Origin of the sequence: Pseudonocardia cypriaca, assembly GCF_006717045.1 — a bacterium.
Classification (GTDB): Bacteria; Actinomycetota; Actinomycetes; order Mycobacteriales; family Pseudonocardiaceae; genus Pseudonocardia; species Pseudonocardia cypriaca.
Genome location: NZ_VFPH01000002.1, coordinates 946,945 through 971,817, shown reverse-complemented (window position 1 = coordinate 971,817; position 24,873 = coordinate 946,945). Strand labels below are relative to the sequence as shown.

Genomic DNA, 24,873 nt, shown 5'->3' with positions numbered 1-24,873 from the left:
TCGGGACATGGCGAGCATCGGCTACTTCCTGTCCTGTGAGCAGTTCGGCCCGAAGGAGCTCATCGACCAGGCCAGGCGCGCGGAGGCGGCGGGCTTCGAGAAGCTCTGGATCTCCGACCACTTCCACCCCTGGAACGACGAGCAGGGGCACAGCCCCTTCGTCTGGGGTGTCATCGGCGCGCTGTCCCAGGCCACGTCGCTCCCGGTCACCACGGCCGTGACCTGCCCGACCGTCCGCATCCACCCGGCGATCATCGCCCAGGCGGCGGCGACCGCGGCCGTGCAGCTCGACGGCCGGTTCGTGCTGGGCGTCGGCAGCGGGGAGGCGCTCAACGAGCACGTGCTGGGCGACCAGTGGCCCTCCGTCGGCGTGCGGCTGGAGATGCTGGAGGAGGCCATCGACGTCATCCGGACGCTGCACGAGGGCGAGGAGATCAGCTTCCACGGCACGTACTACGAGGTGCAGGACGCGCGGATCTACACGCTGCCGGCGGAGACGGTGCCGATCTACGTGTCCGGGTTCGGTCCGCAGGCCACCGAGCTGGCCGGCCGGATCGGCGACGGCTACGTCACGACCATGCCCGACGCCGACCTCATCCGGGTGTTCCGGGAGGCCGGGGGCGAGGGCAAGCCGGTGCAGGCGGGCACGAAGGTGTGCTGGGACCGCGACGCCGAGCGGGCCGTCGAGATCGCGCACCGCACGTGGGGCAACCAGGGCCTGCCGGGCCAGCTCGCGCAGACGCTCCCGCGGCCCCGCGACTTCATGGACGCGCAGACGCTCGTGACGCCCGAGATGATCGCCGAGTCCGTGGCCTGCGGCGACGACGTCGACAAGCAGGTCGCGCAGGTTCGCGAGTACATCGATGCAGGCGTCGACGAGGTCTACGTCTCGCAGATGGGCCACGACATGGAGGGGTTCTTCACGTCGTGGGAGAAGGACGTGCTCCCGGCACTGCGGTAGGGGCGGTGTGCGGGTGACCGCCGTCACCTGGGACTATGTGTGGTCGGTGGTGTGTTGGACCACCTGAGACCGCACCGGCCGGGTAGTTGTTGTGCCGATGGCCCCGCGGGCTCACCCCGCGGGAGCGCCGTCGGTGCTCCCGTCCCTGCGACGGAAGACGATTCTTGATCGAGAACGAGCACGAGCTCGACCTGCCCCGCTTCTCCGACCTCCCGCTGCGCGAGGAACTGCTGCGCGAGGTCGAGGAGCTGGGCTACCTGCACCCCAGTCCCATCCAGGCCCAGTCGATCGCTCCCCTGGTCGAGGGCCGCGACCTGCTCGGGCAGGCCGCCACCGGCACCGGCAAGACCGCCGCGTTCGCGCTCCCACTGCTGCAGCGCCTCGCCGAGCAGCGGCCGGAGCAGGCGAGGGGGGACGCGCCGTTCGGGCTCGTCCTCACCCCCACCCGTGAGCTCGCCCTGCAGGTGGCCGAGGCCGTTACCCGGTACGGGCGCGGCCTGGGCGCTCGCGTCGTCACCGTGTACGGCGGCGCGCCGGTCGGCCCGCAGTGGAAGGCCCTGCAGCAGGGCGTCGACATCGTCGTGGCCACGCCCGGCCGGGCGATCGACCTGCTGACCCGTGGCTCCCTGCGCCTCGACGAGCTCGAGACCGTCGTGCTCGACGAGGCCGACGAGATGCTCGACATGGGCTTCGTCGAGGACATCGAGACGCTGCTCGACGCCACCCCTGACACGCGGCAGGCCGTCCTGTTCTCGGCCACCATGCCGCGGCGCATCGAGACGCTCGCCCAGAAGTACCTGCGGGAGCCGGTCACGGTCCGGATCCAGCGCGAGGCGGTGCCCGAGGGCGAGGCCCCGAAGGTGCGCCAGACGGCCTACCTGGTGCCTCGCAGCCACACCACGGCCGCGCTCGGGCGCGTCCTGGAGGCCGAGCGGCCGACGGCGGCGATCGTGTTCTGCCGCACCCGGCTCGACGTCGACGCGGTCACCGAGACGCTCACCGCCCGCGGCCTGCGCGCCGAGGCGCTGCACGGCGGCATGGACCAGGAGCACCGCACCCGCGTGGTCGAGCGGCTGCGCAGCGGCCGCACCGAGCTGCTCGTGGCCACCGACGTGGCCGCTCGCGGCCTCGACATCGACCTGCTGACGCACGTGGTCAACCACGACGTGCCGCAGTCGTCGGAGGCGTACGTGCACCGGATCGGCCGCGTCGGCCGGGCCGGGCGCGAGGGCGTGGCCATCACGCTCGTGCCGCCGTCGAAGGTGCACGCCATGCGCGCCGTCGAGCGGCTCACCGGGCAGCCGATCGAGTTCGCCCCGGTGCCGACGGCCGCCGACCTGCGGGCCGCCCGGCTGGAGCGCACCGGCGCCGCCCTGCGCGAGCGCCTGGTGGAGGACCTGCGCGACGAGGAGTCCGGCGACGGCGTCCGCGAGATGCTGGCGGGGCTCACCGCGGAGTTCGACCCGGCGGACGTCGCCGCCGCTGCGGTCCGGCTGCTGCAGGCGGCCACCGGCGCCCCCGACGACGCCGACGACATCCCGGTGGTCGCGCCCCCGCGTCCCGGCGAGCGCCGCGAACCCCGCGGCCGGGGCGGTGCCGCTGGCACCCGCCCGCCGAGGGCCGGCACCACGCGCCTGTTCGTCAACGCGGGCCGGTCCAGCGGCGTGCGCCCCCAGGACATCGTGGGTGCGCTCGCCAACGAGTCGAACCTGTCCGGGCGCGACATCGGCGCGATCCAGATCCACGAGCGGCACGCGCTCGTGGAGATCCCCGAGCACGCGGCCGACGACGTGCTGCGCAGCCTCCGCGGCGGCACCACGTTGAAGGGGCGGCGCACCAACATCCGCCGCGACCGCGGTTTCGCCACGGCGGGGGGTCGCGGGCGCCGCGACTGACTGATCCACTCTGCACGAACGGCACTCCTGTCCGACGCTGGCGGACGGAGTGCCGTTCGTCGTTCCGGGATCAAATGTTGATCTCCGGCCGGCCGGACGCTTAGGTGTAGTCCTCTGATGAGCTCGAGGAGGAGCCGATGGCCGACGCGGGGACCGGGCAGGAGAAGGTGGTGGAGGGCGCGGTGCGCCGCGCGATGTGGCGGCTCCTGCCGTTCCTCGGGCTGTGTTATCTGCTGAACTACCTCGACCGCGTCAACGTCGGGTTCGCCGCGCTGACGATGAACGCCGACCTCGGGTTGTCGGCGGCGGCGTACGGCCTCGGCGCCGGCCTGTTCTTCATCGGCTACTTCTTCTTCGAGGTGCCGAGCAACGTCATCCTGCACAAGGTCGGCGCCCGGCTCTGGATCGCCCGGATCATGGTGACCTGGGGGATCATCGCCTCGGCCACCGCGTTCGTGCAGGGCGAAGTCAGCTTCTACATCGTGCGCTTCCTGCTGGGCGTCGCCGAGGCCGGCTTCTTCCCCGGGATCATCCTCTACCTCACCTACTGGTTCCCCCGCGTGCAGCGGGCCAAGGTGGTGGCGCTGTTCTTCCTGGCCGTGCCGATCTCGTCGGTGGTCGGCTCGCCCATCTCCACGCTGCTGATCCAGTACGGCGACGGGGCGTGGGGCTTCGACGCCGGCTGGCGGTTCATGTTCTTCGTCGAGGGCCTGCCCTCGATCCTCGTCGGCTTCCTGGTGCTCCTGCTGCTGCCGGACCGGCCGCGGAATGCGCGCTGGCTGTCGCCCGACGAGCGGGACGCGCTGGAGAAGAAGATCGCCGACGAGGACGCGGCGCACGTGCCGCACACCACCGGAGTGCGGGAGGGCCTGCGCGACTCGCGCGTCGTGGGACTGTCGCTCGTCTACTTCGGGATCGTGTTCGGCAACTACACGCTGGCGTTCTTCCTGCCACAGGTCGTCTCGGACCTGCAGGAGACGTTCGCGATCAAGTTCTCCCTCGTGCAGATCGGCCTGATCACCGCGATCCCGTACGCGATCACGTGCGTCGTGATGATCCTCAACGCCCGGCACTCGGACCGCACCGGCGAGCGGCGGTGGCACGTGGCGGTCCCGGCCTTCATCGGAGCGGTGGGCGTCGCGTCGGCGCTGTTCATGGACTCGCCGTACCTCGTGATCGCCGCGATGACGCTCTGCGCCGCGGGGGTCAACTCGGCGATCCCGGTGTTCTGGCAGCTGCCCAGCACGTTCCTCACGGGTGTGGGCGCGGCCGCGGGGATCGCGATGATCAACTCGTTCGGCAACATCGGTGGCTTCGCCGGGCCGTACATGACCGGGTGGCTGCGCGACCTCACGGGCAACAACGAGGCGGGCATGTTCGTCGTCGCCGGGTTCATGGTGATGGCGGGGATCGTGGTCATGGTGGTCGGGCGCCGGCACGAGCGGGAGGATGCGCGCGCCGTGCCCAGCGCCGTCCCCGAGGAGCATCGGTGACGAACCTCCAGCCACGCAGCGCGGAGGTCACACCGGGCCTCGAGGCGCCGCCGCCCGCGGGATGCGGGCTCCGCGGCGCAGGGAGCGGTCTGCGCTGAAGTCCCTGGGCGTCAGAGGCCCGCTTCGGTGAGCGCGGCCAGCACGGCGGCGACGGCGGGCGGGTCGGGTGGCTCGCCGTAGGTGGCGGCGTAGATCTGGCGGTGGAAGCTGGTGAGCACGGTGGCGTGGATGTCGGGCCGGCGGTGGGCCCGTAGCGCGAGGCCGGGCAGCGTGGTGACGCCCATGCCGGCGGCGACGAGGGCCTGCACGACGACCATGTCGTCGCTGTGGGAGGCGATGCGGGGTGTGAAGCCCTCGTACCGGCACATGGCGGTCAGCTCGTTCTGACACCGGGCGCAACCACCGATCCAGGCGGAGTGGCGGTGGTTCGCGAGGCTGTCGTCGGGCCGCCTGCTGATGAGGTGGATCGGGTCGTCACCGATGTGGACGAGGCGGAGTCCCTCCTCCTCGACCGGGGCGTCGGCGTACCGGAAGACGATGGCGACGTCGATCTCGCCGTGCCGCAGCATCTGCAACGCCTCGACGGGGTGCTGGTCGAACAGGCTCAGCTCGAGCCCCGGGTGCGCCTGGGCCAACGAGGCGGCCGCCTTCGGCACGATCGTGCTCAGCGTGGACGCGTTGGCGGCCAGCCGGACCCGCCCCGCCTGCAGGCCGACCTGCGCCGCCAGCTCGTTGGCCGCCGCGTCGACCCGTCCCAGGATCTCGGCGGCCCGGTTGGCCAGCAGCTGCCCCTCCGGCGTCAGCCGGATCCCGCGCCCGACCCGCTGCACGAGCTTGGCACCGGTGGCCGCCTCCAGGCGGGACAGGTGGTGGCTCACCGACGGCTGGGAGTAGTGCAGTTCCCTCGCCGCTTCGGTCACCGAGCCGTGACGCGCGACCGCGGCCAGGACCTTGAGGTGGACCATGTTGAGCACAGATCAACGATATCAATGGAAACCCGGCCGGATTGGCATTGGACGTCATATCCCGCCTGCTCCAGGCTGATCCTCGACAGGAAGCCCACCGCGAGGAGGACGAGTGCGCGGCGAGTGGGACCGGGAGTGGAACGGCTGGTGGGGCGAGAATCCGCCCTACCGCCACGCACGTGACCTATCGCGTGCCGTCCTGAACAGGTCGGCTAGATGCTGCAGGACCCGTCCGCGCAGGCCTCGTCGCCACCGGCCGGGGTGAGGACCTGGAGCGGGTGTGCATCGGCCCACGCGGTGTCGAGCACCTGCAGCAGCGCGTCCGGCGGCTGGGCGCCCGACACGCCGTACTTGCGGTCGACCACGAAGAACGGCACGCCGGTGATCCCGTACGCCTGGGCCTGCCGCTCGTCGGCGCGCACGGCGTCGGCGTACCGGTCGCACGCCAGCACCTCGCGGGCCTCGTCGGCGTCCAGCCCGGCCTCGGCGCCCAGCCGGACGAGGGTGGCGTGGTCGGCGATCGGCTCGCCCTCTGTGAAGTAGCCGCGGAAGAGGCGCTCCTTCACCGCGTCCTGCACGCCGCGTTCGGCGGCCAGGTGCAGCAGGCGGTGCGCGTCGAAGGTGTTGCCGCGGCGGGCGCGGTCGAACTGGAAGTCCCAGCCGTCCTCGGCGGCCATCGCCGTCATCTGCCGGTGCTTGGCCTCGGCCTCGGCGCGGCTCATGCCGTACTTGGCGGCGAGGTGGTCGTGGATGTCGCCCTGCTGCTCGCGCGGAGCGGAGGGGTCCAGCTCGAAGCTGTGGTAGCTCACCTCGACCTCGTCGCGGTGAGCGAACCGGGCGAGGGCCTTCTCGAACCGGTGCTTCCCGACCGCGCACCACGGGCAGACGACGTCCGACCAGATCTCCACCTTCACGCGCAGGTCAACCGCTGGTGCCCCGAGTGTGTTCCCTAGCCTGGCCGGTATGCCCAACCTCCCCGACGACTGGCACAGCTGGCGCGCGCAGGAGGACCTCGAGCGCTACGACGAGCGCTTCCGGCGGCTCGCCGAGGCGGGGCGCAACCCGCACGGCGAGGCCGACCTCGTCGCCTCCTACGCGCCGTCCGCTGTGCTCGACGCCGGGTGCGGCACGGGACGCGTCGCGATCGAGCTGGCCCGGCGGGGCATCGCGGTGCTCGGCGTGGACGCCGACCCCGACATGATCGCCGCAGCACGCGGGAAGGCGCCCGAGCTGGAGTGGGTGACCGCCGACCTCGCCGACCTGGACCGCCCGGAGCGGTTCGACGTGGTGGTGCTCGCCGGCAACGTCGTGCCGTACGTGGCCCCCGCGCAGCGGGGCAGGGCCGTGGCCGCCTGCGTGGCGCACCTCGTGCCCGGCGGCCGCCTCGTTGCGGGCTTCCGGCTGCGGCCCAGCTGGCCGACACCGGACGACTACGACGACTGGTGCGCCGCGGCGGGGGCCGTGCCGGAGGACCGGTTCGCCACCTGGGAACGCGACCCGTACGCGGGCGGCGACTACGTCGTGGCGGTGCACCGGCGCGATCAGAACGTGTTCGAGAAGCGCGCATGTGGGCCGCCGACGGCGCGGTGATCCTGCAGGTCGCGGCTGGCCTGGACGGCCCGCTCCGCGCTTCTCGAACACGTTCTCAGGGAACCGCGGCCACCTGATCGTCGCGCGGCCCGAGCAGCAGGGTGGACGGCCGGGTGGAGAAGGAGTGCTCGAGCACGAGGCACCCGGCGCCGATCGCGCCGACGTCCGGGCCGAGCGAGCTGCCCAGCGCCGCGACCGGGTGCACCTGGCGGGCCTCGGTGGTGGTGAGCAGCGTGTCGCGCAGGATCGGCAGGAACACGTCGCTGACCCGGTCCCAGATCGGCCCGCCGAACACGACGGCGCGCACGTCGAGCAGGTTGCTGACGGTGGCCGCGGCGCGGGCCAGCCGCGTCGCGCTCCGCTCCAGGACGGGACGGGCCGCCGGGAGCCGGCACATCACCGTGAACAGCTCGTCGATCTCGCGGTCGCCCGCGTCGCGTGCCGGCCGGGGGAGCAGCCCCGCGCCGGCCGCCTCGGCCACCAGGTGGCGCGGCATGCAGGCGGGCCCGACGCAGCCGCGCTGGCCGCAGCTGCAGCGCGGCCCGTTCGCGTCGACCATCAGGTGGCCGATCTCGCCGGCGTTGTTGGTGCTCCCGCCGAGCAGCTCGCCGCCGATCACGAACCCCGCACCGAGCCCGGTGCCCAGGTAGAGGAACGCGAAGTCGGCGAGGCCGGTGGCCGACCCGCGCCACAGCTCCGCGAGCGCCGCTGCGGCCGCGTCCTTGTGCAGCACCACGGGGTAGCCGGTGGCCTCGTGCAGCAGCTGGCGCAGCCCGACCCGGGTCCAGTCCGGCAGGAGCGGCGGCTCAAGCACGACCCCGGTGCCCGGGTCGAACGGCCCGGGCGCGGCGATCCCCATGCCCAGCACCCGTCCCGCGTCGACGCTGGTGGACCGGACCAGTCCCGTGGCGGCGTCGGTGACCGCGGTGACCAGCTCGGCCGGGGACATCGCCGACGCCGGGTGCGTGCGGACCGACGCCACGACGTCGCCCACGAGGTCGAGCAGCGCGACCGTGGTGACCGTCGGGTCGACGTGCACGCCGATCGCGAAGCCCCCGGTGGGGTGCAGGCGCAGCAGCGTGCGCGGCTTGCCCCGGCCGACCGGGAGCAGCGTGCCGGCCTCCGTGATCAGGTCGCGGTCCAGCAGCCGCCGCGTGATGTTGGAGACCGCCTGCGCCGAGAGGCCCGTGAGCTCGGCGAGCTCCACCCGGGACAGGCCGTCGGGAGCGTGCCGGACCGCGTCCAGGATCACGGCCTGGTTGAAGTCGGCGATCCGCGGCAGGTTGGTGCCCCGCCTGCCCTCCATAGGGCGGATCGTAATCCTCAGGCCCGGGCGGCCACCGCCGCGTCAAGCGCCTCGCGCATCGCCTCGATCGGCGGTGTGCGGTCCGTCATCAGCTCCACCTGCGCGACGGCCTGGTGCAGCAGCATCTCCAGCCCGCTGACGACGTGCGCGCCCGCGGCCTCGGCGGCCGCTGCGAAGGCGGTGGGCCACGGCGCGTAGACCACGTCGAGCACCACCGCACCGGGCCGCACCCCGTCGAGCCCGTCGGCGGCGCCGCGGGGGAGCGTGGACACCACCACGTCGGCGTCGGCGAGCGCGGCCCGCGCGCGGGCGGGGTCGAGCAGGCCGTCCGTGATCTCCGGGGCGACGCCGAGCCGGTCGGCGGTGGCCCGCAGCTCACCCGTCCGCGCGGTGGATCGGACCAGCACCGTGACGTCGCCGATGGCGAGCTCGCGCAGCGCTGCGAGCGCGGCCTGCGCGGTGCCGCCCGCGCCGAGCACGACCGCGCGCCCGGCCGGTGGCGCGCCGCGCACGGCGTGGACGATCCCCGCGACGTCGGTGTTGTCGGCGTAGCGGCGGCCCTCGGTGAGGACGAGCGTGTTGGCCGCGCCGACGGCGGCCGCGAGCGGGGAGACGTCCCGGGCGACGTCGAGGGCCACCCGCTTCAGCGGCATCGTCAGCGACAGGCCCGCCCACTCGGGTCCCAGCCCGTCGACGAAGCGAGCCAGGCCGGTCTCGTCGCACTCGTGCGCGTCGTAGTGCCACCCGTCGAGCCCGAGCGCCGCGTACGCGGCGGAGTGCAGCACCGGCGACAGCGAGTGGGCCACCGGACTCCCCAGCACTGCGGCACGCATGCCCGCCAGTATCTCCGCTCGCCGAGCCGGGTCCTCGCAGGGCCCGTTGACCTTGCGAGGACCGCAGGATGCGCGCGGACCAGCTGTGCCAGGCTCACCGCATGGCAGAGACCGTCCTGGTGCTCGGGGGACGCAGCGAGATCGGACTGGCGGTGGCCCGGCGCCTCGCCGCCGGCAACACCGTCGTGCTCGCGGCGCGGCGCAGCGCCGATCTCGACGCCGAGGAGAAGGCGCTGCGCGACGCGGGCGCGGCCGCCGTCGACCGCGTCGAGTTCGACGCCGACGACCTGGACGCCCACCGCGCCGTGCTGCTGGACGTGGTGCGCAGGCACGGCCGGCTCGACGTCGTGGTGGTCGCGTTCGGGATCCTCGGCGACCAGGCCCGCGCCGAGCGCGACCCGGCGCACGCCGTGGAGATCGTCCACACCGACTACGTCGCGCACGTGGCCGTGCTCCTGCACCTGGCCGCGATCCTGCGGGAACAGGGGCACGGACAGCTGGTCGTGTTCTCCTCCGTGGCCGGGGCGCGGGTGCGCCGGGCCAACTTCGTGTACGGCTCGGCGAAGGCCGGTCTCGACGGGTTCGCGAGCGGGCTCGCCGACTCGCTGCACGGGAGCGGTGTGCGGTTGCTGCTGGTCCGGCCCGGGTTCGTGGTGGGCCGGATGACCGACGGGATGAAGCCCGCCCCGTTCTCGTCCACGCCCGACCAGGTCGCGGACGCCACCGTCGCCGCCCTGAAGGCGGGGCGCGGGGAGGTGTGGGTGCCGAAGGTGCTGCGGCCCGTGTTCGCGGTGCTGGGGCACGCGCCCCGAGCGCTCTGGCGGCGCATGCCGCGGTGACCCGTGGCGTGGATCACCTTGATCGGGAGGGCGGCGGTTGTTAGCACTCTTGACCAGAGAGTGCTACTCGAACCGGTTCCGGAAGATTCGGGAGGAAGCCTTGAACCGGGTGCCGTCCGCTGGTGCCACCCTCGATCGTCCTCTCCCCACCGCCCGCCCGCTGCGGGTCGCACTGGTCGCCCCGCCCTACTTCGACGTCCCGCCCGCCGCGTACGGCGGGGTCGAGGCCGTCGTCGCCGACCTGGCCGACGCCCTCGTCGTCCGCGGGCACACGGTCACCGTCATCGGCGCCGGGAAGCCGGGGACGGCCGCCCGCTTCGTCCCGCTGTGGGAGCGCACCGTGCCCGAGCGCCTCGGCGAGCCGTACCCCGAGGTCATGCACGCCATCGCCACCCGCCGCGCAGTTGAGCGCCTCGCCCTCACCGGCTCCGTCGACGTCGTGCACGACCACACGTTCGCGGGCCCGCTCAACGCCCCCGCGTACGCGGGCCTCGGACTGCCCACCGTGGTCACCGTCCACGGCCCGGTGGACGACGACCTGCGTCGCTACTACCGGGAGCTCGGCGACGACGTGCACCTGGTGGCGATCAGCGACCGCCAGCGCGCGCTGGCCCCCGAGCTGAACTGGACGGCCACGGTGCACAACGCGCTGCGCCTCGCCGACTGGCCGTTCCGGGAGCGCAAGGACGACTACGCGCTCTTCCTCGGCCGGTTCCACCCGGACAAGGGCCCTCACCTGGCCCTGGACGCCGCGCACGCCGCCGGCCTGCGCCTGGTGCTCGCCGGCAAGTGTGCGGAGCCGATCGAGAAGGAGTACTTCGACCGCGAGGTGCGCCCGCGGCTGACCGAGCGCGACCACGTGTTCGGCGTCGCCGACGCCACCGCCAAGCGGGAGCTGCTCGCGAACGCGCGCTGCCTGCTCTTCCCGATCCAGTGGGAGGAGCCGTTCGGGATGGTCATGATCGAGGCGATGGCGTGCGGCACCCCCGTGGTGGCACTGGGATCCGGCGCCGTGCCCGAGGTGGTCGTCGACGGCGTCACCGGCATCGTGCGCGACGACCCCGCCGACCTCGTCCAGGCCCTCGACGACGTGCGCGCGATCTCGCCGGCCGACTGCCGGCGCCACGTCGCCGAGCACTTCGACGTCGACGGGCTCGCCGCCGGGTACGAGACGGCCTACCGCAGGGCGCTGGGCGCCGAGCGGGCCACCGCGGCGGGCGTGCGCAGCTCGCTCGACCTGCTGCGCCGCGACTACCCGGCGCTCGACTCGGACCTCGACTCGCTCGGTTCCGCGCTGTCCGACCGCGATGACTACGGGAACGACGACCACGACGGTCCCGCCGTCCCGGTCTCCGGCGGCCGGTCGTGAGCGAGGCGCCCGCCGCCCTCAACGCCGGTGAACCCGCGCTGATCACCGATGCGGGCGGCACGGTCTCCCTCGTCGAGGGCAGCACGTTCTGCCTGTCCGACGGCGCGGGCGACGTCCGCTCCGGCACCACGCACGGGTTCTTCTTCCGCGACGCCCGGATGCTGTCGCGGTGGGAGCTGCGGCTGGACGGCCGGGTGCCGCACGCGCTCTCGGTGATCACGCCGGAGGCGTTCACGGCCCGGTTCGTCCTGCGCCGCCCACCGAAACCGGGGCAGGCCGACAGCACGCTGCTCGTGGTGCGCGAGCGGCTCGTGGGCGACGGTCTGCGGGAGACGATCACACTCGAGAACCTGGGCCGGGAGGCCACCGCCGTCGGGCTCGAGCTGCGGGTCGAGGCCGACTTCGCCGACCTGTTCGCCGTCAAGGAGGGCCGGGCGGCGGCCGGTGGGGCGGACGCGACCGCCGCCGGCACCGAGCTGCTGCTGCGCGACCGCTCCGATGGGATCCGAGGGCTGTCGGTCAGCGCGTCGGCCGAGCCCGAGGTCGTCCCGGGCGCGCTGACCTGGCGGGTGGTCGTGCCCGCCGGCGGGCGCTGGACCACCGAGATCATGGTGCAGCCGACGCTCGCCGGGCGGTTGGTCGAGCCGCAGTTCCGGCGCGGCGAGCTGGCCGAGAGCACCGGCCCGGCGCGCAAGATCGAGGCGTGGCGCAGCGCCAGCACCGAGGTCGAGGTCGACGACCCGGCCCTCACCGCGGTGCTGCGGCGCACCGAGAGCGACCTCGGCGCACTCCAGATCCACGACCCCGCCCGCGGCGGCAGGCCGTTCGTCGCCGCGGGCGCGCCGTGGTTCATGACGCTGTTCGGGCGCGACAGCCTGCTCACGGCCTGGATGGCCCTGCCGCTGGACGTCGGGCTCGCGCTCGGCACCCTGCAGACGCTCGCCGAGCTGCAGGGCCGCGAGGTCGATCCGTTCACCGAAGAGGAGCCGGGCCGGATCCTGCACGAGCTGCGCATGGGCCCGGACAGCGCGCGCGTGCTCGGCGGCAACCACTACTACGGCACCGCCGACGCCACCCCGCTGTTCGTGATGCTGCTCGCCGAGTGCTGGCGCTGGGGTGCCGACGAGGCGATGGTCCGCGCGCTGCTCCCCGCCGCCGAGGCGGCGGTGCGGTGGATCGACGAGTACGGCGACCGCGACGGTGACGGGTTCGTCGAGTACCGCCGGGGGACCGACCGCGGCCTGGTCAACCAGGGCTGGAAGGACAGCTTCGACGGGATCAACGACGCCCGCGGCCGCCTCGCCGAGGGCCCGATCGCGCTCTGCGAGGTGCAGGGATACGCCTATGCGGCCCGTCTCGCGTTCGCCGAGCTCACCGAGGCACTCGGGGATCCGGCTGCCGCCGCGGGCCACCGCGAGCGGGCCGAGGAGCTGCGCAAGCGGTTCGCCGAGGCGTTCTGGCTCGCCGAGCGCGGCTGGTACGCCGTCGCGCTCGACGGGGACAAGGCCCCGGTCGATGCGTTGACCAGCAACGCGGCGCACTGCCTGTGGTCGGGTATCGCGAGCGACGAGCACGCCGCCGTGCTCGTGGAGCGCCTCGGCGGGCCGGAGATGGACAGCGGGTTCGGCCTGCGGACCCTCGCCACGTCCATGGGCGCCTACAACCCGATGAGCTACCACAACGGCTCGGTCTGGCCGCACGACACCGCGATCGCCGTCGCGGGCCTGCTGCGTTACGCGCACGTGCCCGGCGCGGTGGAGCTCGCGCAGCGGCTCGCCGACGGGCTGCTCGACGCGGCGGCCGCGTTCGGCGGGCGGCTGCCGGAGCTGTACTGCGGTTTCTCGCGGTCCGGCTTCAGCCCGCCGGTGCCGTACCCGACGTCCTGCTCGCCGCAGGCATGGGCGGCTGCGGCGCCGCTGCTGCTGGTGCGGGCGTTCCTCGGGCTGCAGCCGCACGTCCCGCACCGCACGCTGACCGTGGCACCGCACCTGCCGCCCAGGTGGGGACGGCTGCGGCTGCGCCAGCTGCGCCTCGGGCCGGTGACCGCGGACATCACCGCGACGGGCGGCGAGGCCACCGTCGAGGGCCTCCCGGACGGCTGGACACGGTCCGGCACCAGCGGCTGACCCGGAGTGCATGGCCTATTGGGAACGCGTTCGTAACGCTACCGTCATCCCCTGCTCAGAGGATCACCCGGTCACGAGAGGGAGAGCGGATGGTCGGTCGGGCACGCACGGTGGTCGCCACGGTGGTGGCGTTCGTGCTGCTGGTGGTGCTGTGGGAGCTGGCCAAGCTCCTGCTGCCCGACAACGGCGTGCTGATCGGCGACACCCGGATCCTGCCCCGCGCCGACGACTCGGCCATGCCGCACGTCTGGACGGTGCTCGGGCGGCTCTTCGAGCCGGAGGTGGCGGGCGCGGCCGCCACGCGCACGGTCGGGACGGCCGTGGCGTCCGGGGCGTTGTTCACCCTCGGTCTCGCGCTGGGCGGGCTGGTGCTCGGCGGGGTGCTCGGGATGCTGCTGGCACTGGCCATGCAGCGGTTCGCGCTGCTGGAGCGCGCGGCCCTGCCCTACGTCGTCGCGTCGCAGACGGTGCCGCTGATCGCGATCGCCCCGCTCGTCGCCGGGTGGGGCGGCAAGATCGCGATCATGGGGTGGTCGTGGCAGCCGTGGGCGAGCGTCATGGTGATCTCGTCGTACCTGGCGTTCTTCCCGGTGGCGGTCGGGATGCTCCGCGGCCTGAACGCGCCTGCGAAGGCCGACGTCGAGCTGTTCCGCACCCTCGCGGCCGGCTGGTGGACCACGCTGCTGCGGCTGCGGCTGCCCGCGTCGGTGCCGTTCCTGCTCCCCGCGGTGCGGCTCGCGGCCGCCGCGGCGGTGGTCGGGGCGATCGTCGCGGAGATCTCCACCGGCACCCGCGGCGGGATCGGCCGCCTGATCATCGAGTACGCGCAGTCCGCCACCGGCGACCCGTCGCGCCTCTACACCGCGATCCTCGGCGCCGCCGCGCTCGGGCTGCTCGCCGCGGGCGCGGTCGGCCTGCTGGACGTCGGCCTGCGCCGCTACCGGGGGAGTGTCCGATGACCGCCGTGCTGCTCTCCGCCGTGCAGAAGCGCTTCGGTGACGTCCATGCGCTCGACGGCATCGACCTGGAGATGGGCGCGGGCGAGTTCGTCTCGCTGATCGGGCCCTCCGGGTGCGGCAAGTCCACGCTCCTGCGCGTGGTGGCCGACCTGGAGCACCCCACTTCGGGCACCGTGCAGGTGGGCGGCAAGACCCCCCACCAGGCGCGGCTCGACCAGGACTACGGGATCGCCTTCCAGCAGGCAGGCCTGCTGGAGTGGCGCAGCGTCGTCGAGAACGTCGAGCTGCCCCTGCACGTCCACGGGGTCGACAAGGCGAAGCGCCGGGCGAGGGCCGCGGAGCTGCTGGAGCTGGTCGGGCTCGCCGACTTCGCCGGGTCCCGGCCGAGCGAGCTGTCCGGTGGCATGCAACAGCGCGTGGCGATCGCCCGCGCGCTCGCGCCCAGCCCCCGGCTCCTGCTGATGGACGAGCCGTTCGGCGCGCTGGACGAGATGACGCGCGAGCGGATGCAGGCCGAGCTGCTGCGCATCGCCCGCGAGACCGAGGCCGCCGTCCTGTTCGTCACGCACTCCATCCCCGAGGCCGTCGTGCTGTCCGACCGCGTGGTCGTGATGTCGCCGCGCCCCGGCCGGATCACCGAGGTGGTCAAGGGGGAACGGCCCGGCGCCGACCAGGACGTCGACGACGTCCGCGAGTCGAGCGCGTTCTTCGCCGCGATCACGGCCGTGCGCGAGGCGCTGCGCAAGGGGCACCCGTGACGCGGGCCGTGCCCGGCGCGACCGGGGTCGACGCCGGCCCGCGGCGGGGCCCGCGCGGGTTCGGGAACGTGTGGCCGCCGGTCGCGTTCGGGGTGGGCGTGCTGGTGCTGTGGGAGCTGGTGGTCCGGGTCGCCCGGGTGCCGGCGTTCCTGCTCCCCGCACCGAGCGCGATCGCCGAGCAGATCGGCGCCCAGTTCCCGGTGCTCCTCTCCACGACCGCCGTCACGGGCGGCAACGCGCTCGCCGGCCTCGTGGCCGGGTTCGTGCTCGGCGTCGCGCTGGCGCTGCTGGCCGCCCGGTCGCGGATCTTCGGCGAGCTGGCCACCCCGATCGTGCTGGCCGCGAGCGCCGTGCCGATCGTCGCGCTCGCGCCCGTGTTCACCACGATGTACGGCTCGGCCACCGAGACACCGCGCAGGCTGGTCGTGGCGGTGGTGGTCACGGTGCCGGTCTTCGTCGCGACCGCCCGCGGGCTGCGGCAGGTGCTGCCGGTGCACGCCGAGCTCATGACGGCGCTCGCCGCCACCCCGTGGCAGCACGCCCGGTTCGTCCGGCTGCCCGGTGCCGTTCCGTACATCATGACGGGGCTGCGGCTCGCCGCCCCGGCGTCGGTGATCGCGTCGATCGTCGCCGAGTACTTCGGCGGCCTGCAGAACGGGCTGGGCAGCCGCATCACCGCGGCCGCCGCCAACACCGCCTACGCGCGTGCGTGGGCCTTCGTCGCCGCCTCGATCGCACTGGGGCTGCTGTTCCACTTTGCCGGGCTGCTCATCGAGCGCCTGGTGACCCGCGGTCGAACCGCCTGAACCCCGGAGGTCCCCATGCCTCGCTCCGCCTTCCGCCGCCTCGCACTCGTGGCTGCGTTCCTCGTGGCGGTCACCGCCTGCAGCGTCACGCCGCAGGGCGGCGGCAGCGCCCCACCCGCTGAGGGCCCGCAGCAGGTGCGGCTGCAGCTGCAGTGGTTCAAGCAGGGCCAGTTCGCCGGCTACATCGCGGCCGTCGAGCAGGGCTTCTACGCCGAGCGCGGGCTGGACGTGCAGATCTTGGAGGGCGGGGTCGACATCGTCCCGCAGACCGTGCTCGCGCAGGGCCAGGCCGACTTCGCCATCGCCTGGGTGCCCAAGGCGCTCGCGTCGCGTGAACAGGGCGCCGGGATCACCGACGTCGCCCAGGTCTTCCAGAAGTCGGGCACCTACCAGGTGTCCTTCGCGGACAAGGGGATCAGGTCAGCGGCCGACCTCAGGGGCAAGAAGGTCGGCAACTGGGGCTTCGGCAACGAGTTCGAGCTGTTCGCCGGGATGACGAAGGCCGGGCTCACGCCGGCCACGGACGTCACGCTCGTGCAGCAGCAGTTCGACATGCAGGCGCTGCTGTCCGGGGAGATCGACGCCGCCCAGGCGATGTCGTACAACGAGTACGCGCAGGTGCTGGAGGCCACCAACCCGGCCACCGGGCAGCTCTACCAGCCCAGTGACTTCTCCGTGATCGACTGGAACGAGACCGGCACCGCGATGCTCCAGGACGCGATCTGGGCGAGCACCGAGCGCCTGCAGGACCCGGCGTACCAGGACCTCACCACCCGGTTCATCGCCGGTTCCCTCGAGGGCTGGGCCTACTGCCGGGACAACGTCGAGTCCTGCCGGGACATGATCGTCGCCGCCGGCTCCACGCTCGGCGCCAGCCACCAGCTGTGGCAGGTCAACGAGGTGAACAAGCTGATCTGGCCGGCCCCGGCGGGCGCGGGCCTGATCGACGAGGCCGCGTGGGCGCAGACCGTGCAGGTGGCCCGCACCGCCGTCAACGCCGACGGGCAGACGGTGCTCACCCGCGACCCGGACCCCGAGGCCCACACCAACACCTACGTCCAGCGGGCCCTCGACCAGCTGAAGGGCGAGGGCGTCGACGTCACCGGCACGGGCTACCAGCCCCTCCAGGTCACGCTCAACCCCGGTGGGGCATAGCCGCGTCGGTCTCCGGGGTGCCGACGGCGCGCTCGGCCACGGGGCTGCCCTCTGCCCGCGGATGGTCACTTCGCACACCCAGTGTCCGCTTCACACAGGGCCGGCTCTGTGCGAAGTGGGTGCTGGGTGTGTGAAGTCGGTCGTAGTGGCGCTCCGGGCGGCGTGATCGGCAGTCGGGTGGCGCCACCGAAATCCCCGGCGAAGCCGGCCCGACCGTCAGGACGTCCGGGGTGCCAGCAGCTCGTACCAGACACCGTCGTCGAGCGTGCGGTCCGCGCCGACGCCGACGACGCCATCCTGGTGCACCTCCCCGACCAGGGCGAATCCCGCCTGCTCGGCCACGCGCCGGCTCGCCCGGTTGTCCCGGGATGCTCCGATCTGCAGGCGGTTGCGGCCGAGCCCGCCCTCGTCCGCAGGCGTGAACGCGTGTGCGACGACGAGGTCGACGGCCTCGCCGACGACGCCACGCCCGCGCGCGTCCGGGTGGGCCCAGTAGCCGATCTCCCCGCCGGTGGGGTTCATCGGGTCGTCGAGCCGGAAGATGGAGATGTTGGCGAGCAGCCGGTCGTCGGCGGGGTCGGCGACCGCCCACGTGACCTTCTGCCCGAGCGACTCGCCGAGCCGGCAGCCGAGCACGAAGTCGCGCGCGGTGGCCTCGGTGTACGGGTGCGGCAGGGTGGCCAGCCAGTGCCGGGTACGCGGGTCCGTGCACGCCTCGACGATGCGCGGCACGTCCGCATCGGTGTGCGGGCGCAGCCGCACCCGCTCGCCCACGAGCTCGTGCACCGGCCACCAGGTGGTGCGGGGCGTCATGTCCTCGTCCGGGGTGAGGGAGGCGAACCAGCCGTCGACCAGGCCGTCGCGGCGGGGCAGGGCCATACGCCGGGTGCCCTCGAACGTGAAGCCGCAGGCGTGCGCCACCCGCCACGACGCGAGGTTGCCTGCGTGCGCCCACCAGTGCAGCACCGGCAGCCCGGCCTGCTCGAACGCCCAGCGGGCCACCAGCCGCAGCGCCATCGACATGAGACCGCGCCCGCGCGCCGCCGGGACGAGCCCGAAACCGACGAACGGTGGCGTGCCACGGTGGACTTCCACGCTGCCGGCGAACCGTCCGTCCGCCTCCACCACCCAGCGTGCCGCGGTGCCGTCGCGCCACCCCGCGGGAACCGTCTCCTCGATCCACCGCCGCGCGTCGGCCGGGCCGTAGGGCTGCGGGACGCGCGTCCAGCGGGCGGTCTCCGGATCCCGGGCGAACGCCAGCAGGCCGTCCACGTCGGCGGCGGTGTGGGCCCGCAGGGTCACCACCCCATCGGTCAGTGTCGGCGCTCGCACCCGCCCATGATCGCGGCCGAGACCCCGGCCCGCCCACCGAGTTCCGGCGGAACGGGGTGCACAGCCCCGTGCTCACCTCCGAGGGGACCTGGAGCCACGACCCGCGGCGGCACCTGATCCGGGAGATGCGGCAGCTCGACCGGGACGCGATCCTCGGCGACCTGTTCACGAAACTGCGCGACGCGGGTGCCGCGTCCGGGAGGATGGGCGCATGAGCACCGCTGCCGCGACCGACACCGGCCTCGCCGCGTACCTCGACCGGATCGGCGTTGCCAGCGTCACCGGCCCGGACCTCCCGTCGCTGCGGCGCATCGTCGCAGGCCACGCCCGGTCGATCGCGTTCGAGAACCTCGACGCGTTCACGGGGCGCGAGGTGGCCCTCGACCCGGACGCGCTCAGCGCGAAGCTCGTGCGCGGCGGCCGCGGCGGGTGGTGCTTCGAGCAGAACCTGCTGCTGCGCGGTGCCCTCGACGCCGTCGGCTACCGCACCACCAGCCTCGCCGCGCGCGTGCTGTGGAGCCGCCCGGCCGAGGCGCCGCCGAGCCCGCGCAGCCACATGCTGCTGCGCGTCGACCTGCCGGAGGGGCCGCACCTCGTCGACGTCGGCTTCGGCGGGCTCACGCTCACCGGTGTGCTCGCGCTGAAACCGGAGGTCGAGCAGGCCACCCCGCACGAGACGTTCCGGCTGCTCCCGGCCGAGCGGTCGGGGTACGTCGTGCAGGCGCGGGTGGGTGGTGAGTGGCGGCCGCTGTACTGGTTCGACCTCACCGAGCAGCTCGTCGCCGACTACGAGGTGTCCAACTGGTACCTCTGCCACCACCCGCGCTCGCATTTCCTGAGCGGGATCATGGTCGCCCGCCCCGATCCCGACCGCCGCTACGCGTTGAGCAGCACCAGCCTCGCGGTGCACCACCTCGACGGCCCCACCGAGCGTCGCAGCCTCGAGTCGCCCGCGGAGATCCGCGAGGAGCTCGAGGAGACGTTCCTGATCGACACGTCCGGCCTCCCCGACCTGGAGGCGGCGCTGGCGCGCCTGTTCCGGGACCGGTAGCCGCGATCGCTACTGTGGCCCGGTGCCGGAGCGCGTCGTCGAGATCTACACCGACGGGGCGTGCAGTGGGAACCCCGGCCCCGGCGGCTGGGGTGCGGTGCTGCGCTACGGCACCGTCGAGAAGGAGCTCCACGGCGGTGACGCCGGCCCCACCACGAACAACCGGATGGAGCTGATGGCGCCCATCCGGGCGCTCGAGTCCCTCACCCGGCCCGTCACGGTCCGCATCTACACCGACAGCACGTACGTCCGCAACGGGATCCTCAGCTGGCTGCCCCGGTGGAAGGCGAACGGCTGGACGACCTCCGCCCGGACGCCGGTGAAGAACGCCGACCTCTGGCGCAGGCTCGACGAGGCCGCGGCGCCGCACCAGGTCGAGTGGCTCTGGGTGAAGGGCCACGCCGGGCACCCGGAGAACGAGCGCGCCGACCGGCTCGCCGTGCGCGGGGTGGCGGAAGCCTCAGGAGCCGCGCAGGCGGGGTCGTAGGTCGGCCTCGGAGAGGCCGGCCAGCCCGTCCCGTTCGATCCGCCGAGCGAGCGCCTCGGCGTGCGCCTGCAGCCCGGCGATGTCCAGGCCGGCCGGTGCGGGCGCGGCCCAGCAGCCGATGCGGTGGGCGGCGCGGTCGAGCAGCGCGGCGGCGCCGCGGGCGTTGCCGCGCTGCGCGTGCGTCAACCCGACGGCGAGCTGGGCGAGCCCGCGCCACAGCTCGCGCTCCCCGTCGGGTGCGGCCTTCCAGGCGGCCTCCAGCACGTCGTGGGCCGGGAACGGCAGACCCTCGTCGAGGAGGCGCTGCGCCTCGGTGACGCTCTCGTCGGGGCTCAGCACGAGGTCCTCGGGTACCCGCTCGACGCCCTCGGCGCCGTGGGGGAGCGGCCTTCCCGCCGCGTCGCGGGGGCGGGAGTTGCGGGGGCGTCCGGCCGGGTCGCGGTCGCGCGTGGTGTCCACGACGACCACCGTGCCACGACCCCTAAGCGGGTGGCAGGAGCGCCTCCGCGAGCGTGCGTGCGCTCCGCGCGGGCCCCTCGGCCCCGAGGGCCTGCGCGGAGGCGTAGACCCCTTCCATGAGGATCGCGAGCTGGTCGGCGAGCGCCTCGTGGCCGGGGAAGCCCGCCGTGAGCTCGCCCAGCCGCGCGCGCACCCAGGCCTTGTTGGCGGCGGCGTGGCGGTGCACCGCGATCTCGGGGTCCGGGAACTCGGTCAGCGCCATCTGGAAGGGGCAGCCCCGGCAGCGGTCCGGCTGGGTCTGCACGGCGAGCGCGTCGAACAGCGACAGGATCTGCTCCCGCGGGCTCCCGGGACCGAGCGCGCCGTCGAACCACTCGCGGTAGTGGCGGTCCGCCCGCTCGACGTAGGCCGCCACGAGGTCGTCCTTCGAGGCCCAGAGCCGGTAGAGCGTGGTGGGGGCGACCCCGGCCTCCGCCGCGATCCGGTCGACACCGACGGCGCGGATCCCCTGCCAGTAGAAGAGGCCGTGGGCCACCTGCAGGACGTGCTCGCGCGTCTCCGCGGAGCTACGACGCGTTCCCACCCTGGTCATGCCGCCATCCTACTATGTTAGGGACCGTTCCCTAGCGTCCTGCGTCACACCTCCTTGCCGCCGGGCCGGAGCGCGCTTACGTTCCCGATAGGGAACGATCCCTAACATTCGAGGAGGCGGGTCATGAACACCCGATCCGGTCCGGCGCTGGCGGCTCTGTTCGCGGCCGCGTTCGTGATGGGCAGCGCCGAGCTGCTCGTCGTCGGGGTGATCGACCTCATCGCCGCCGACCTGGAGATATCCGTGAGCACCGCAGGCGCGGCGGTGACCGCGTACGCGCTCGGAATCGCCGCGGGCGGGCCCGTGCTGACGGCGCTGACCATCCGCCGCGGCCGCCGCGCCGTGCTGGTGTGGGCGCTCGCCGGGTACGTGGTGGCCACGGCCGCACCGCTGGCCACGTCGAGCGCGGCGCTCTTCCTGACGGCCCGGTTCGCCGCCGGCTCGTTGCACGGGCTGTTCATCGGCGTCGCGTTCGCGATCGCAGGCGCGCTCGTCCCGCCGGAACGCACGGGGCGTGCCATCGGGATCGTGCTCGGCGGGATCTCGGTGTCCACGGCCATCGGCGTGCCGCTGGGCACGCTCGTGGGGCAGGCATCGGGCTGGCGGACCGGGTTCGTCGGGGTCGCCGTGTTCGGGCTGGCAGCCTTGCTCGCGCTGCTGCGCGTCGTGCCCGCCGTCACCGCGACGGGCGGCGGCCGGGCATCCGTGCAGGCCCGGCACGCGTTCGCGCCGCCTGTACTGGCCGTGCTCGGGACCGGCTTGCTGATCCTCGGCGGCCAGTACGCCGTGCTCACCTACATCACGCCGTTCCTGCAGGAACGCACCGGCGTCTCCAGCGCCGCGGTGAGCGTGTTCCTGCTCGCCTTCGGCGTCGCCACCGCGGTCGGGGTGTTCGCAGGCGGGTGGGCCGCCGATCGCAGCGCCACCCGCACCCTCGTGCTCGGCAACGCCGCGTTGGTGGTCGCGCTCGGGCTCCTGCACCTCGTCGCCGCGATCCCGGTGCTCGTCGCGATCGTGCTGGTGGTCTGGGGCGTCGTCGGGATGGGGCTCGTGCCATCGCTGCAATACCGCGTGCTCGAGCTCGCAGGCCCGGGTCGCGACCTCGCCGCCACCCTCCCCGCATCGGCCCTCAACGCCGGCATCGCGCTCGGCGCGCTCGCGGGCGGCTGGACGCTCGACGCCTACGGCGCGGGCGGCCCCCTGATCACCGGCCTCGTGGTCACCGCGGTGGCGTTGCCCGCCGCGTGGGCCACCGCCGCGCTCCGCCCCGCTTCCACCCAGCAGACAGAAGGAGTCCCAGCATGACCGACCTGACCGGACGCACCGCCCTCGTCACCGGCGCCTCCCGCGGCATCGGCCGCGCGATCGCCGAGCGGCTCGCCGCCGACGGCGCGCTCGTCGCCGTGCACTACGGCAGCAACGAGACGGCCGCCAAGGAGACCGTGGCGGCGATCGAGCAGGCCGGCGGGCAGGCCTTCGCCGTGCGCGCCGACCTCGCCGAGACCGCCGAGCTCGACGCCCTGTTCGCCGGCCTCCAGGAAGGCCTGGCCGGGCGCCCGCTGGACATCCTCGTCAACAACGCCGCCTACATCGACTACTCGGCGACCATCGAGGGCGCCACCCCGGAGACCTTCGACCGGCTGTTCGCGGTGAACGTCCGCGCCCCGCTCTTCGTCATCCAGCGGGCCCTGCCCCTGATGTCGGACGGCGGCCGGATCGTGAACGTCTCGTCGGGCGTCACGTGGTTCGCCACCCCCGAGGTCGTCTACGGCATGTCGAAGGGCGCTCTGAACGTGCTCAGCCGCTCGCTCGCGAAGACCCAGGGGCCGCGCGGGATCACCGTCAACACGGTCTCGCCGGGCATCACCGAGACCGACATGAACGGCTGGCTGACCGAGAGCGCCGACGCCGCCCGCGCGGTCGCGGGCATCACCGCACTGGGCCGGCACGGGCAGCCCGCCGACATCGCCGACGCGGTGGCGTTCTTCGCCTCCGACGACGGCCGGTGGGTGACCGGCCAGACCCTCGAGGTCAACGGCGGGCTGCTGCTCGGCCCGCCCGCCTAGGCCCTCAGCGCGCGTCGGCCACCATGGCCGCGCCGAGACCGAGCAGCACACCGGCCGTGGCGCGGTCGAGCCAGCGCTTCACGCTCACGCGCGACAGCACCCGCCGCGCCCGGCCGGCCAGCACGACGAGCGCACCGAGCCACGCCAGCCCGATCGCGATGTGCATCGCGACGAGCAGCGCGCCCCACCCGATGTGCCCGCCGACCGGCAGGAACTGCGGCAGGAGGCTCATGTAGAACACGCCGACCTTCGGGTTGAGCAGGTTCGTCACGAGTCCCGCGCGGAACCCGCGCCCGGCGCCTGCCACCCGCACCTCGACGTCCAGGGCACCGCCACGCCCACGGCGGAGCGACCGCCACAGCCCCGAGGCACCGAGCCAGATCAGGTACGCGGCACCGAGGAGCTGCACCACCCGGTACGCCGTCTCCGACGCGACGAGCAGCGCGGTGAGCCCCAGCGTGCTCGCCGCGCCCCACACCAGGCAGCCCAGCGAGATGCCGAGCACCACCGCGATCCCCACCTTGCGCCCGCCGAGCAGTGCGTGCCGGAGCACGACCATCGTGTCGAGGCCGGGGGTCACGACCCCCAGCAGCGCGACGAGGGCGAAGGCGAGGATCGCGGTGGTGCTCACCCCTCGATCACACCACGCGGTAGTCGAGCAGGACGAGACGGTCGTCGAGCACGGTCGTCCCGGTGAGGTCCAGTTCGGCGTCCGGCAGCTCGGCGAACACCGGCTCCTCACCGGCCACGCCGTGGATCATCGGGAAGACCAGCACCCGGAGCCGGTCGACCAGACCGAGCCGGAAGAGGCTCCGGACGAGCGACGGGCTGCCGATCGTGCGCATCGGCAGCCCGTCGGCCACGGCCTTCAGGGCGGGCACGGCCGTCTCGACCGGCTCGTGGACGATCGTCGTGTTCGCCCAGCTCGCCGGCGGTTCGAGCGTGCCCGAGAAGACGATCTTGGGAAGCTCCGCCATCCTCGGGAACGTCGGGTCGCCGCCGTTCGCGACGATCTCGGCCATCAGCCGGTACGTCGTCCCACCCATGAGCAACACGTGCTCCTCGGCGAGCCGCGCGTCGATCCACCCGGACAGACCCGGCCCGCCGTAGCCCCAGTACGGCGCCGGTCGCGGCCCACCGCCGCCGTACCCGTCGACGGTGCAGAACAGATCGACACTCAGCTCGCGCATCGGCTCCTCCAGGCTGTCGTCCTCCGGCGGTACGTCGAACGGCGAGGCGGGAAATCGACAGCGCCGGTCGACGGGCTTGTGGACGGGGCCTAGCCGTCCCGGCCCGCGACGCGGAACCAGACGTTCGTCGCGGAGGGCGCGGCGCCGAGCTCGATCCGCTCCAGCCGGACGTGGGTGCCCCCCGGATGGTCGAAGAGCCGGACCCCGTCGCCGAGCAGCACCGGGGCGATGCAGACGAGCACCTCGTCGAGCTCGCCCGCCTCCAGGCAGCCGCGCGCCGTCTCCGCGCCCAGGACGTTGACGTACCCGGCGCCGGCGGCGGCGCGAGCGGCGGCGACCGCCTCACCGAGGTCGGACACGAAGGTCAGGCCGGGCACCGGCTCGGCCGGGGGTGTGCGGGTCAGCACGAACTGCGGCCCCTCCCAGCCGCCGCCGAACACCTCGCCCTCCGCAGCCGTGCCCTTGTGCGGGTCGTCCCCGCGGAACGTCCGGCCGCCCACCAGGATCGCGCCGACCCGCGCGACCAGCTCGTCGATCAGCGGGTTCGGCCCGAGGTACGGGGTGAGCCAGGACATGTCCCCGCCGGGGCCCGCGATGAAGCCGTCCAGCGACATCGTGACCGAGTACAGGAGTTTCGCCAT

General features: G+C 73.7%; 26 protein-coding genes. 16 read left to right on the top strand and 10 right to left on the bottom strand.

Annotation, left to right across the window (positions count from 1 at the left end; all coding sequences use genetic code 11):
* Positions 1-7 precede the first annotated feature (7 nt).
* The 3 genes from FB388_RS22150 to FB388_RS22140 all read left to right on the top strand — a co-directional run bounded on the left by FB388_RS22150 (position 8) and on the right by FB388_RS22140 (position 4,349).
* On the top strand, positions 8-961 hold the full coding sequence (locus FB388_RS22150; protein ID WP_142104128.1) for an LLM class F420-dependent oxidoreductase: 954 nt from the start codon (positions 8-10) through the stop codon (positions 959-961).
* 164 nt (positions 962-1,125) lie between these two features.
* Complete coding sequence (locus FB388_RS22145) at positions 1,126-2,856, top strand: DEAD/DEAH box helicase (RefSeq protein ID WP_246122278.1); 1,731 nt, start codon at positions 1,126-1,128, stop codon at positions 2,854-2,856.
* A gap of 137 nt (positions 2,857-2,993) precedes the next feature.
* Positions 2,994-4,349: an MFS transporter gene (locus FB388_RS22140; RefSeq protein WP_142104127.1), complete on the top strand. Its 1,356-nt coding sequence runs from the start codon at positions 2,994-2,996 to the stop codon at positions 4,347-4,349.
* A 110-nt stretch (positions 4,350-4,459) separates the two neighbouring features.
* Here FB388_RS22140 and FB388_RS22135 read toward each other — a convergent pair whose 3' ends face one another.
* Together FB388_RS22135 and FB388_RS22130 are read right to left on the bottom strand one after the other, a co-directional pair.
* Entirely contained in the window at positions 4,460-5,323 is an 864-nt protein-coding gene (locus FB388_RS22135) for a LysR family transcriptional regulator (protein ID WP_142104126.1), read from the bottom strand.
* 203 nt (positions 5,324-5,526) lie between these two features.
* On the bottom strand, positions 5,527-6,228 hold the full coding sequence (locus FB388_RS22130) for a DsbA family oxidoreductase (RefSeq protein ID WP_142104125.1): 702 nt from the start codon (positions 6,226-6,228) through the stop codon (positions 5,527-5,529).
* Positions 6,229-6,277: 49 nt separating this feature from the next.
* Between FB388_RS22130 and FB388_RS22125 the strand changes: the two genes are divergently transcribed.
* Entirely contained in the window at positions 6,278-6,904 is a 627-nt protein-coding gene (locus tag FB388_RS22125) for a class I SAM-dependent methyltransferase (protein ID WP_142104124.1), read from the top strand.
* A gap of 55 nt (positions 6,905-6,959) precedes the next feature.
* Here FB388_RS22125 and FB388_RS22120 read toward each other — a convergent pair whose 3' ends face one another.
* Positions 6,960-8,210 (bottom strand): ROK family transcriptional regulator, encoded by a 1,251-nt coding sequence (locus FB388_RS22120; RefSeq protein WP_211362162.1) that lies wholly within the window; start codon positions 8,208-8,210, stop codon positions 6,960-6,962.
* Between the two features lie 17 nt (positions 8,211-8,227).
* Positions 8,228-9,043 carry a shikimate dehydrogenase gene (locus FB388_RS22115; protein WP_142104123.1) on the bottom strand — a complete coding sequence of 272 codons (816 nt, stop codon included), beginning with the start codon at positions 9,041-9,043 and terminating at the stop codon, positions 8,228-8,230.
* A gap of 101 nt (positions 9,044-9,144) precedes the next feature.
* On the opposite strand from FB388_RS22115, the gene dprE2 reads away from it, so the two are divergent.
* The 7 genes from dprE2 to FB388_RS22080 all read left to right on the top strand — a co-directional run bounded on the left by dprE2 (position 9,145) and on the right by FB388_RS22080 (position 17,055).
* The gene (gene dprE2, locus FB388_RS22110; protein ID WP_142104122.1) at positions 9,145-9,882 is read left to right on the top strand and encodes a decaprenylphospho-beta-D-erythro-pentofuranosid-2-ulose 2-reductase; all 738 of its coding nucleotides are present in this window, start codon (positions 9,145-9,147) and stop codon (positions 9,880-9,882) included.
* A gap of 109 nt (positions 9,883-9,991) precedes the next feature.
* Positions 9,992-11,251, top strand: coding sequence for a glycosyltransferase family 4 protein (locus FB388_RS22105; protein WP_142104121.1), 1,260 nt, complete (start codon positions 9,992-9,994; stop codon positions 11,249-11,251).
* Positions 11,248-13,377, top strand: a complete 2,130-nt coding sequence (locus tag FB388_RS22100) for an amylo-alpha-1,6-glucosidase (RefSeq protein ID WP_142104120.1) — start codon at positions 11,248-11,250, stop codon at positions 13,375-13,377. Before FB388_RS22105 ends, FB388_RS22100 begins: the two co-directional genes overlap by 4 nt.
* A gap of 89 nt (positions 13,378-13,466) precedes the next feature.
* Complete coding sequence (locus FB388_RS22095) at positions 13,467-14,336, top strand: ABC transporter permease (protein WP_142104119.1); 870 nt, start codon at positions 13,467-13,469, stop codon at positions 14,334-14,336.
* A complete protein-coding gene (locus FB388_RS22090) occupies positions 14,333-15,094 on the top strand; it encodes an ABC transporter ATP-binding protein (RefSeq protein ID WP_142104118.1) in 762 nt (253 codons plus the stop codon). Before FB388_RS22095 ends, FB388_RS22090 begins: the two co-directional genes overlap by 4 nt.
* Entirely contained in the window at positions 15,091-15,900 is an 810-nt protein-coding gene (locus tag FB388_RS22085) for an ABC transporter permease (RefSeq protein WP_211362160.1), read from the top strand. Before FB388_RS22090 ends, FB388_RS22085 begins: the two co-directional genes overlap by 4 nt.
* A gap of 15 nt (positions 15,901-15,915) precedes the next feature.
* A complete protein-coding gene (locus FB388_RS22080) occupies positions 15,916-17,055 on the top strand; it encodes an ABC transporter substrate-binding protein (RefSeq protein ID WP_142104117.1) in 1,140 nt (379 codons plus the stop codon).
* Between the two features lie 216 nt (positions 17,056-17,271).
* On the opposite strand, the gene FB388_RS22075 is transcribed toward FB388_RS22080, so the two are convergent.
* Positions 17,272-18,387, bottom strand: a complete 1,116-nt coding sequence (locus tag FB388_RS22075; RefSeq protein ID WP_142104116.1) for a GNAT family N-acetyltransferase — start codon at positions 18,385-18,387, stop codon at positions 17,272-17,274.
* A 68-nt stretch (positions 18,388-18,455) separates the two neighbouring features.
* Here FB388_RS22075 and FB388_RS39550 point away from each other — a divergent pair, with 68 nt between their 5' ends.
* Genes FB388_RS39550 through rnhA form a run of 3 tightly spaced genes read left to right on the top strand, consistent with a single transcriptional unit; the run spans position 18,456 to position 19,925 of the window.
* Positions 18,456-18,602, top strand: a complete 147-nt coding sequence (locus tag FB388_RS39550) for a hypothetical protein (protein WP_170225782.1) — start codon at positions 18,456-18,458, stop codon at positions 18,600-18,602.
* Positions 18,599-19,438 carry an arylamine N-acetyltransferase family protein gene (locus FB388_RS22065; protein ID WP_142104114.1) on the top strand — a complete coding sequence of 280 codons (840 nt, stop codon included), beginning with the start codon at positions 18,599-18,601 and terminating at the stop codon, positions 19,436-19,438. Before FB388_RS39550 ends, FB388_RS22065 begins: the two co-directional genes overlap by 4 nt.
* Positions 19,439-19,460: 22 nt before the next feature.
* Entirely contained in the window at positions 19,461-19,925 is a 465-nt protein-coding gene (gene rnhA / locus FB388_RS22060; RefSeq protein ID WP_142104113.1) for a ribonuclease HI, read from the top strand.
* Here rnhA and FB388_RS22055 read toward each other — a convergent pair.
* Together FB388_RS22055 and FB388_RS22050 are read right to left on the bottom strand one after the other, a co-directional pair.
* Complete coding sequence (locus FB388_RS22055; RefSeq protein ID WP_142104112.1) at positions 19,899-20,384, bottom strand: DUF309 domain-containing protein; 486 nt, start codon at positions 20,382-20,384, stop codon at positions 19,899-19,901. The two genes, rnhA and FB388_RS22055, sit on opposite strands and share 27 nt — an antisense overlap.
* A gap of 22 nt (positions 20,385-20,406) precedes the next feature.
* Positions 20,407-20,976: a TetR/AcrR family transcriptional regulator gene (locus tag FB388_RS22050; protein WP_142104111.1), complete on the bottom strand. Its 570-nt coding sequence runs from the start codon at positions 20,974-20,976 to the stop codon at positions 20,407-20,409.
* A gap of 123 nt (positions 20,977-21,099) precedes the next feature.
* On the opposite strand from FB388_RS22050, the gene FB388_RS22045 reads away from it, so the two are divergent.
* On the top strand, positions 21,100-22,281 hold the full coding sequence (locus FB388_RS22045; RefSeq protein WP_142104110.1) for an MFS transporter: 1,182 nt from the start codon (positions 21,100-21,102) through the stop codon (positions 22,279-22,281).
* Positions 22,278-23,042 carry an SDR family NAD(P)-dependent oxidoreductase gene (locus FB388_RS22040; protein ID WP_142104109.1) on the top strand — a complete coding sequence of 255 codons (765 nt, stop codon included), beginning with the start codon at positions 22,278-22,280 and terminating at the stop codon, positions 23,040-23,042. Before FB388_RS22045 ends, FB388_RS22040 begins: the two co-directional genes overlap by 4 nt.
* 4 nt (positions 23,043-23,046) lie before the next feature.
* Here the strand turns inward: FB388_RS22040 and FB388_RS22035 are convergent, their stop codons facing one another.
* From FB388_RS22035 to FB388_RS22025, 3 genes are all read right to left on the bottom strand, one after another.
* Positions 23,047-23,673 (bottom strand): LysE family translocator, encoded by a 627-nt coding sequence (locus FB388_RS22035; protein WP_142104108.1) that lies wholly within the window; start codon positions 23,671-23,673, stop codon positions 23,047-23,049.
* Between the two features lie 7 nt (positions 23,674-23,680).
* On the bottom strand, positions 23,681-24,232 hold the full coding sequence (locus FB388_RS22030) for a dihydrofolate reductase family protein (RefSeq protein WP_142104107.1): 552 nt from the start codon (positions 24,230-24,232) through the stop codon (positions 23,681-23,683).
* 89 nt (positions 24,233-24,321) lie between these two features.
* On the bottom strand, positions 24,322-24,873 hold the full coding sequence (locus tag FB388_RS22025; RefSeq protein WP_142104106.1) for a dihydrofolate reductase family protein: 552 nt from the start codon (positions 24,871-24,873) through the stop codon (positions 24,322-24,324).

Bases quoted from the DNA above. Each gene is read 5' to 3' on its own strand.
- FB388_RS22150 (WP_142104128.1), top strand. From the start codon at position 8: ATGGCGAGCATCGGCTACTTCCTGTCCTGTGAGCAGTTCGGCCCGAAG.
- FB388_RS22140 (WP_142104127.1), top strand. From the start codon at position 2,994: ATGGCCGACGCGGGGACCGGGCAGGAGAAGGTGGTGGAGGGCGCGGTG.
- FB388_RS22125 (WP_142104124.1), top strand. From the start codon at position 6,278: ATGCCCAACCTCCCCGACGACTGGCACAGCTGGCGCGCGCAGGAGGAC.
- FB388_RS22120 (WP_211362162.1), bottom strand. From the start codon at position 8,210: ATGGAGGGCAGGCGGGGCACCAACCTGCCGCGGATCGCCGACTTCAAC.
- FB388_RS22115 (WP_142104123.1), bottom strand. From the start codon at position 9,043: ATGCGTGCCGCAGTGCTGGGGAGTCCGGTGGCCCACTCGCTGTCGCCG.
- dprE2 (WP_142104122.1), top strand. From the start codon at position 9,145: ATGGCAGAGACCGTCCTGGTGCTCGGGGGACGCAGCGAGATCGGACTG.
- FB388_RS22095 (WP_142104119.1), top strand. From the start codon at position 13,467: ATGGTCGGTCGGGCACGCACGGTGGTCGCCACGGTGGTGGCGTTCGTG.
- FB388_RS22090 (WP_142104118.1), top strand. From the start codon at position 14,333: ATGACCGCCGTGCTGCTCTCCGCCGTGCAGAAGCGCTTCGGTGACGTC.
- FB388_RS22080 (WP_142104117.1), top strand. From the start codon at position 15,916: ATGCCTCGCTCCGCCTTCCGCCGCCTCGCACTCGTGGCTGCGTTCCTC.
- FB388_RS22065 (WP_142104114.1), top strand. From the start codon at position 18,599: ATGAGCACCGCTGCCGCGACCGACACCGGCCTCGCCGCGTACCTCGAC.
- FB388_RS22050 (WP_142104111.1), bottom strand. From the start codon at position 20,976: ATGACCAGGGTGGGAACGCGTCGTAGCTCCGCGGAGACGCGCGAGCAC.
- FB388_RS22045 (WP_142104110.1), top strand. From the start codon at position 21,100: ATGAACACCCGATCCGGTCCGGCGCTGGCGGCTCTGTTCGCGGCCGCG.
- FB388_RS22040 (WP_142104109.1), top strand. From the start codon at position 22,278: ATGACCGACCTGACCGGACGCACCGCCCTCGTCACCGGCGCCTCCCGC.
- FB388_RS22030 (WP_142104107.1), bottom strand. From the start codon at position 24,232: ATGCGCGAGCTGAGTGTCGATCTGTTCTGCACCGTCGACGGGTACGGC.
- FB388_RS22025 (WP_142104106.1), bottom strand. From the start codon at position 24,873: ATGGCGAAACTCCTGTACTCGGTCACGATGTCGCTGGACGGCTTCATC.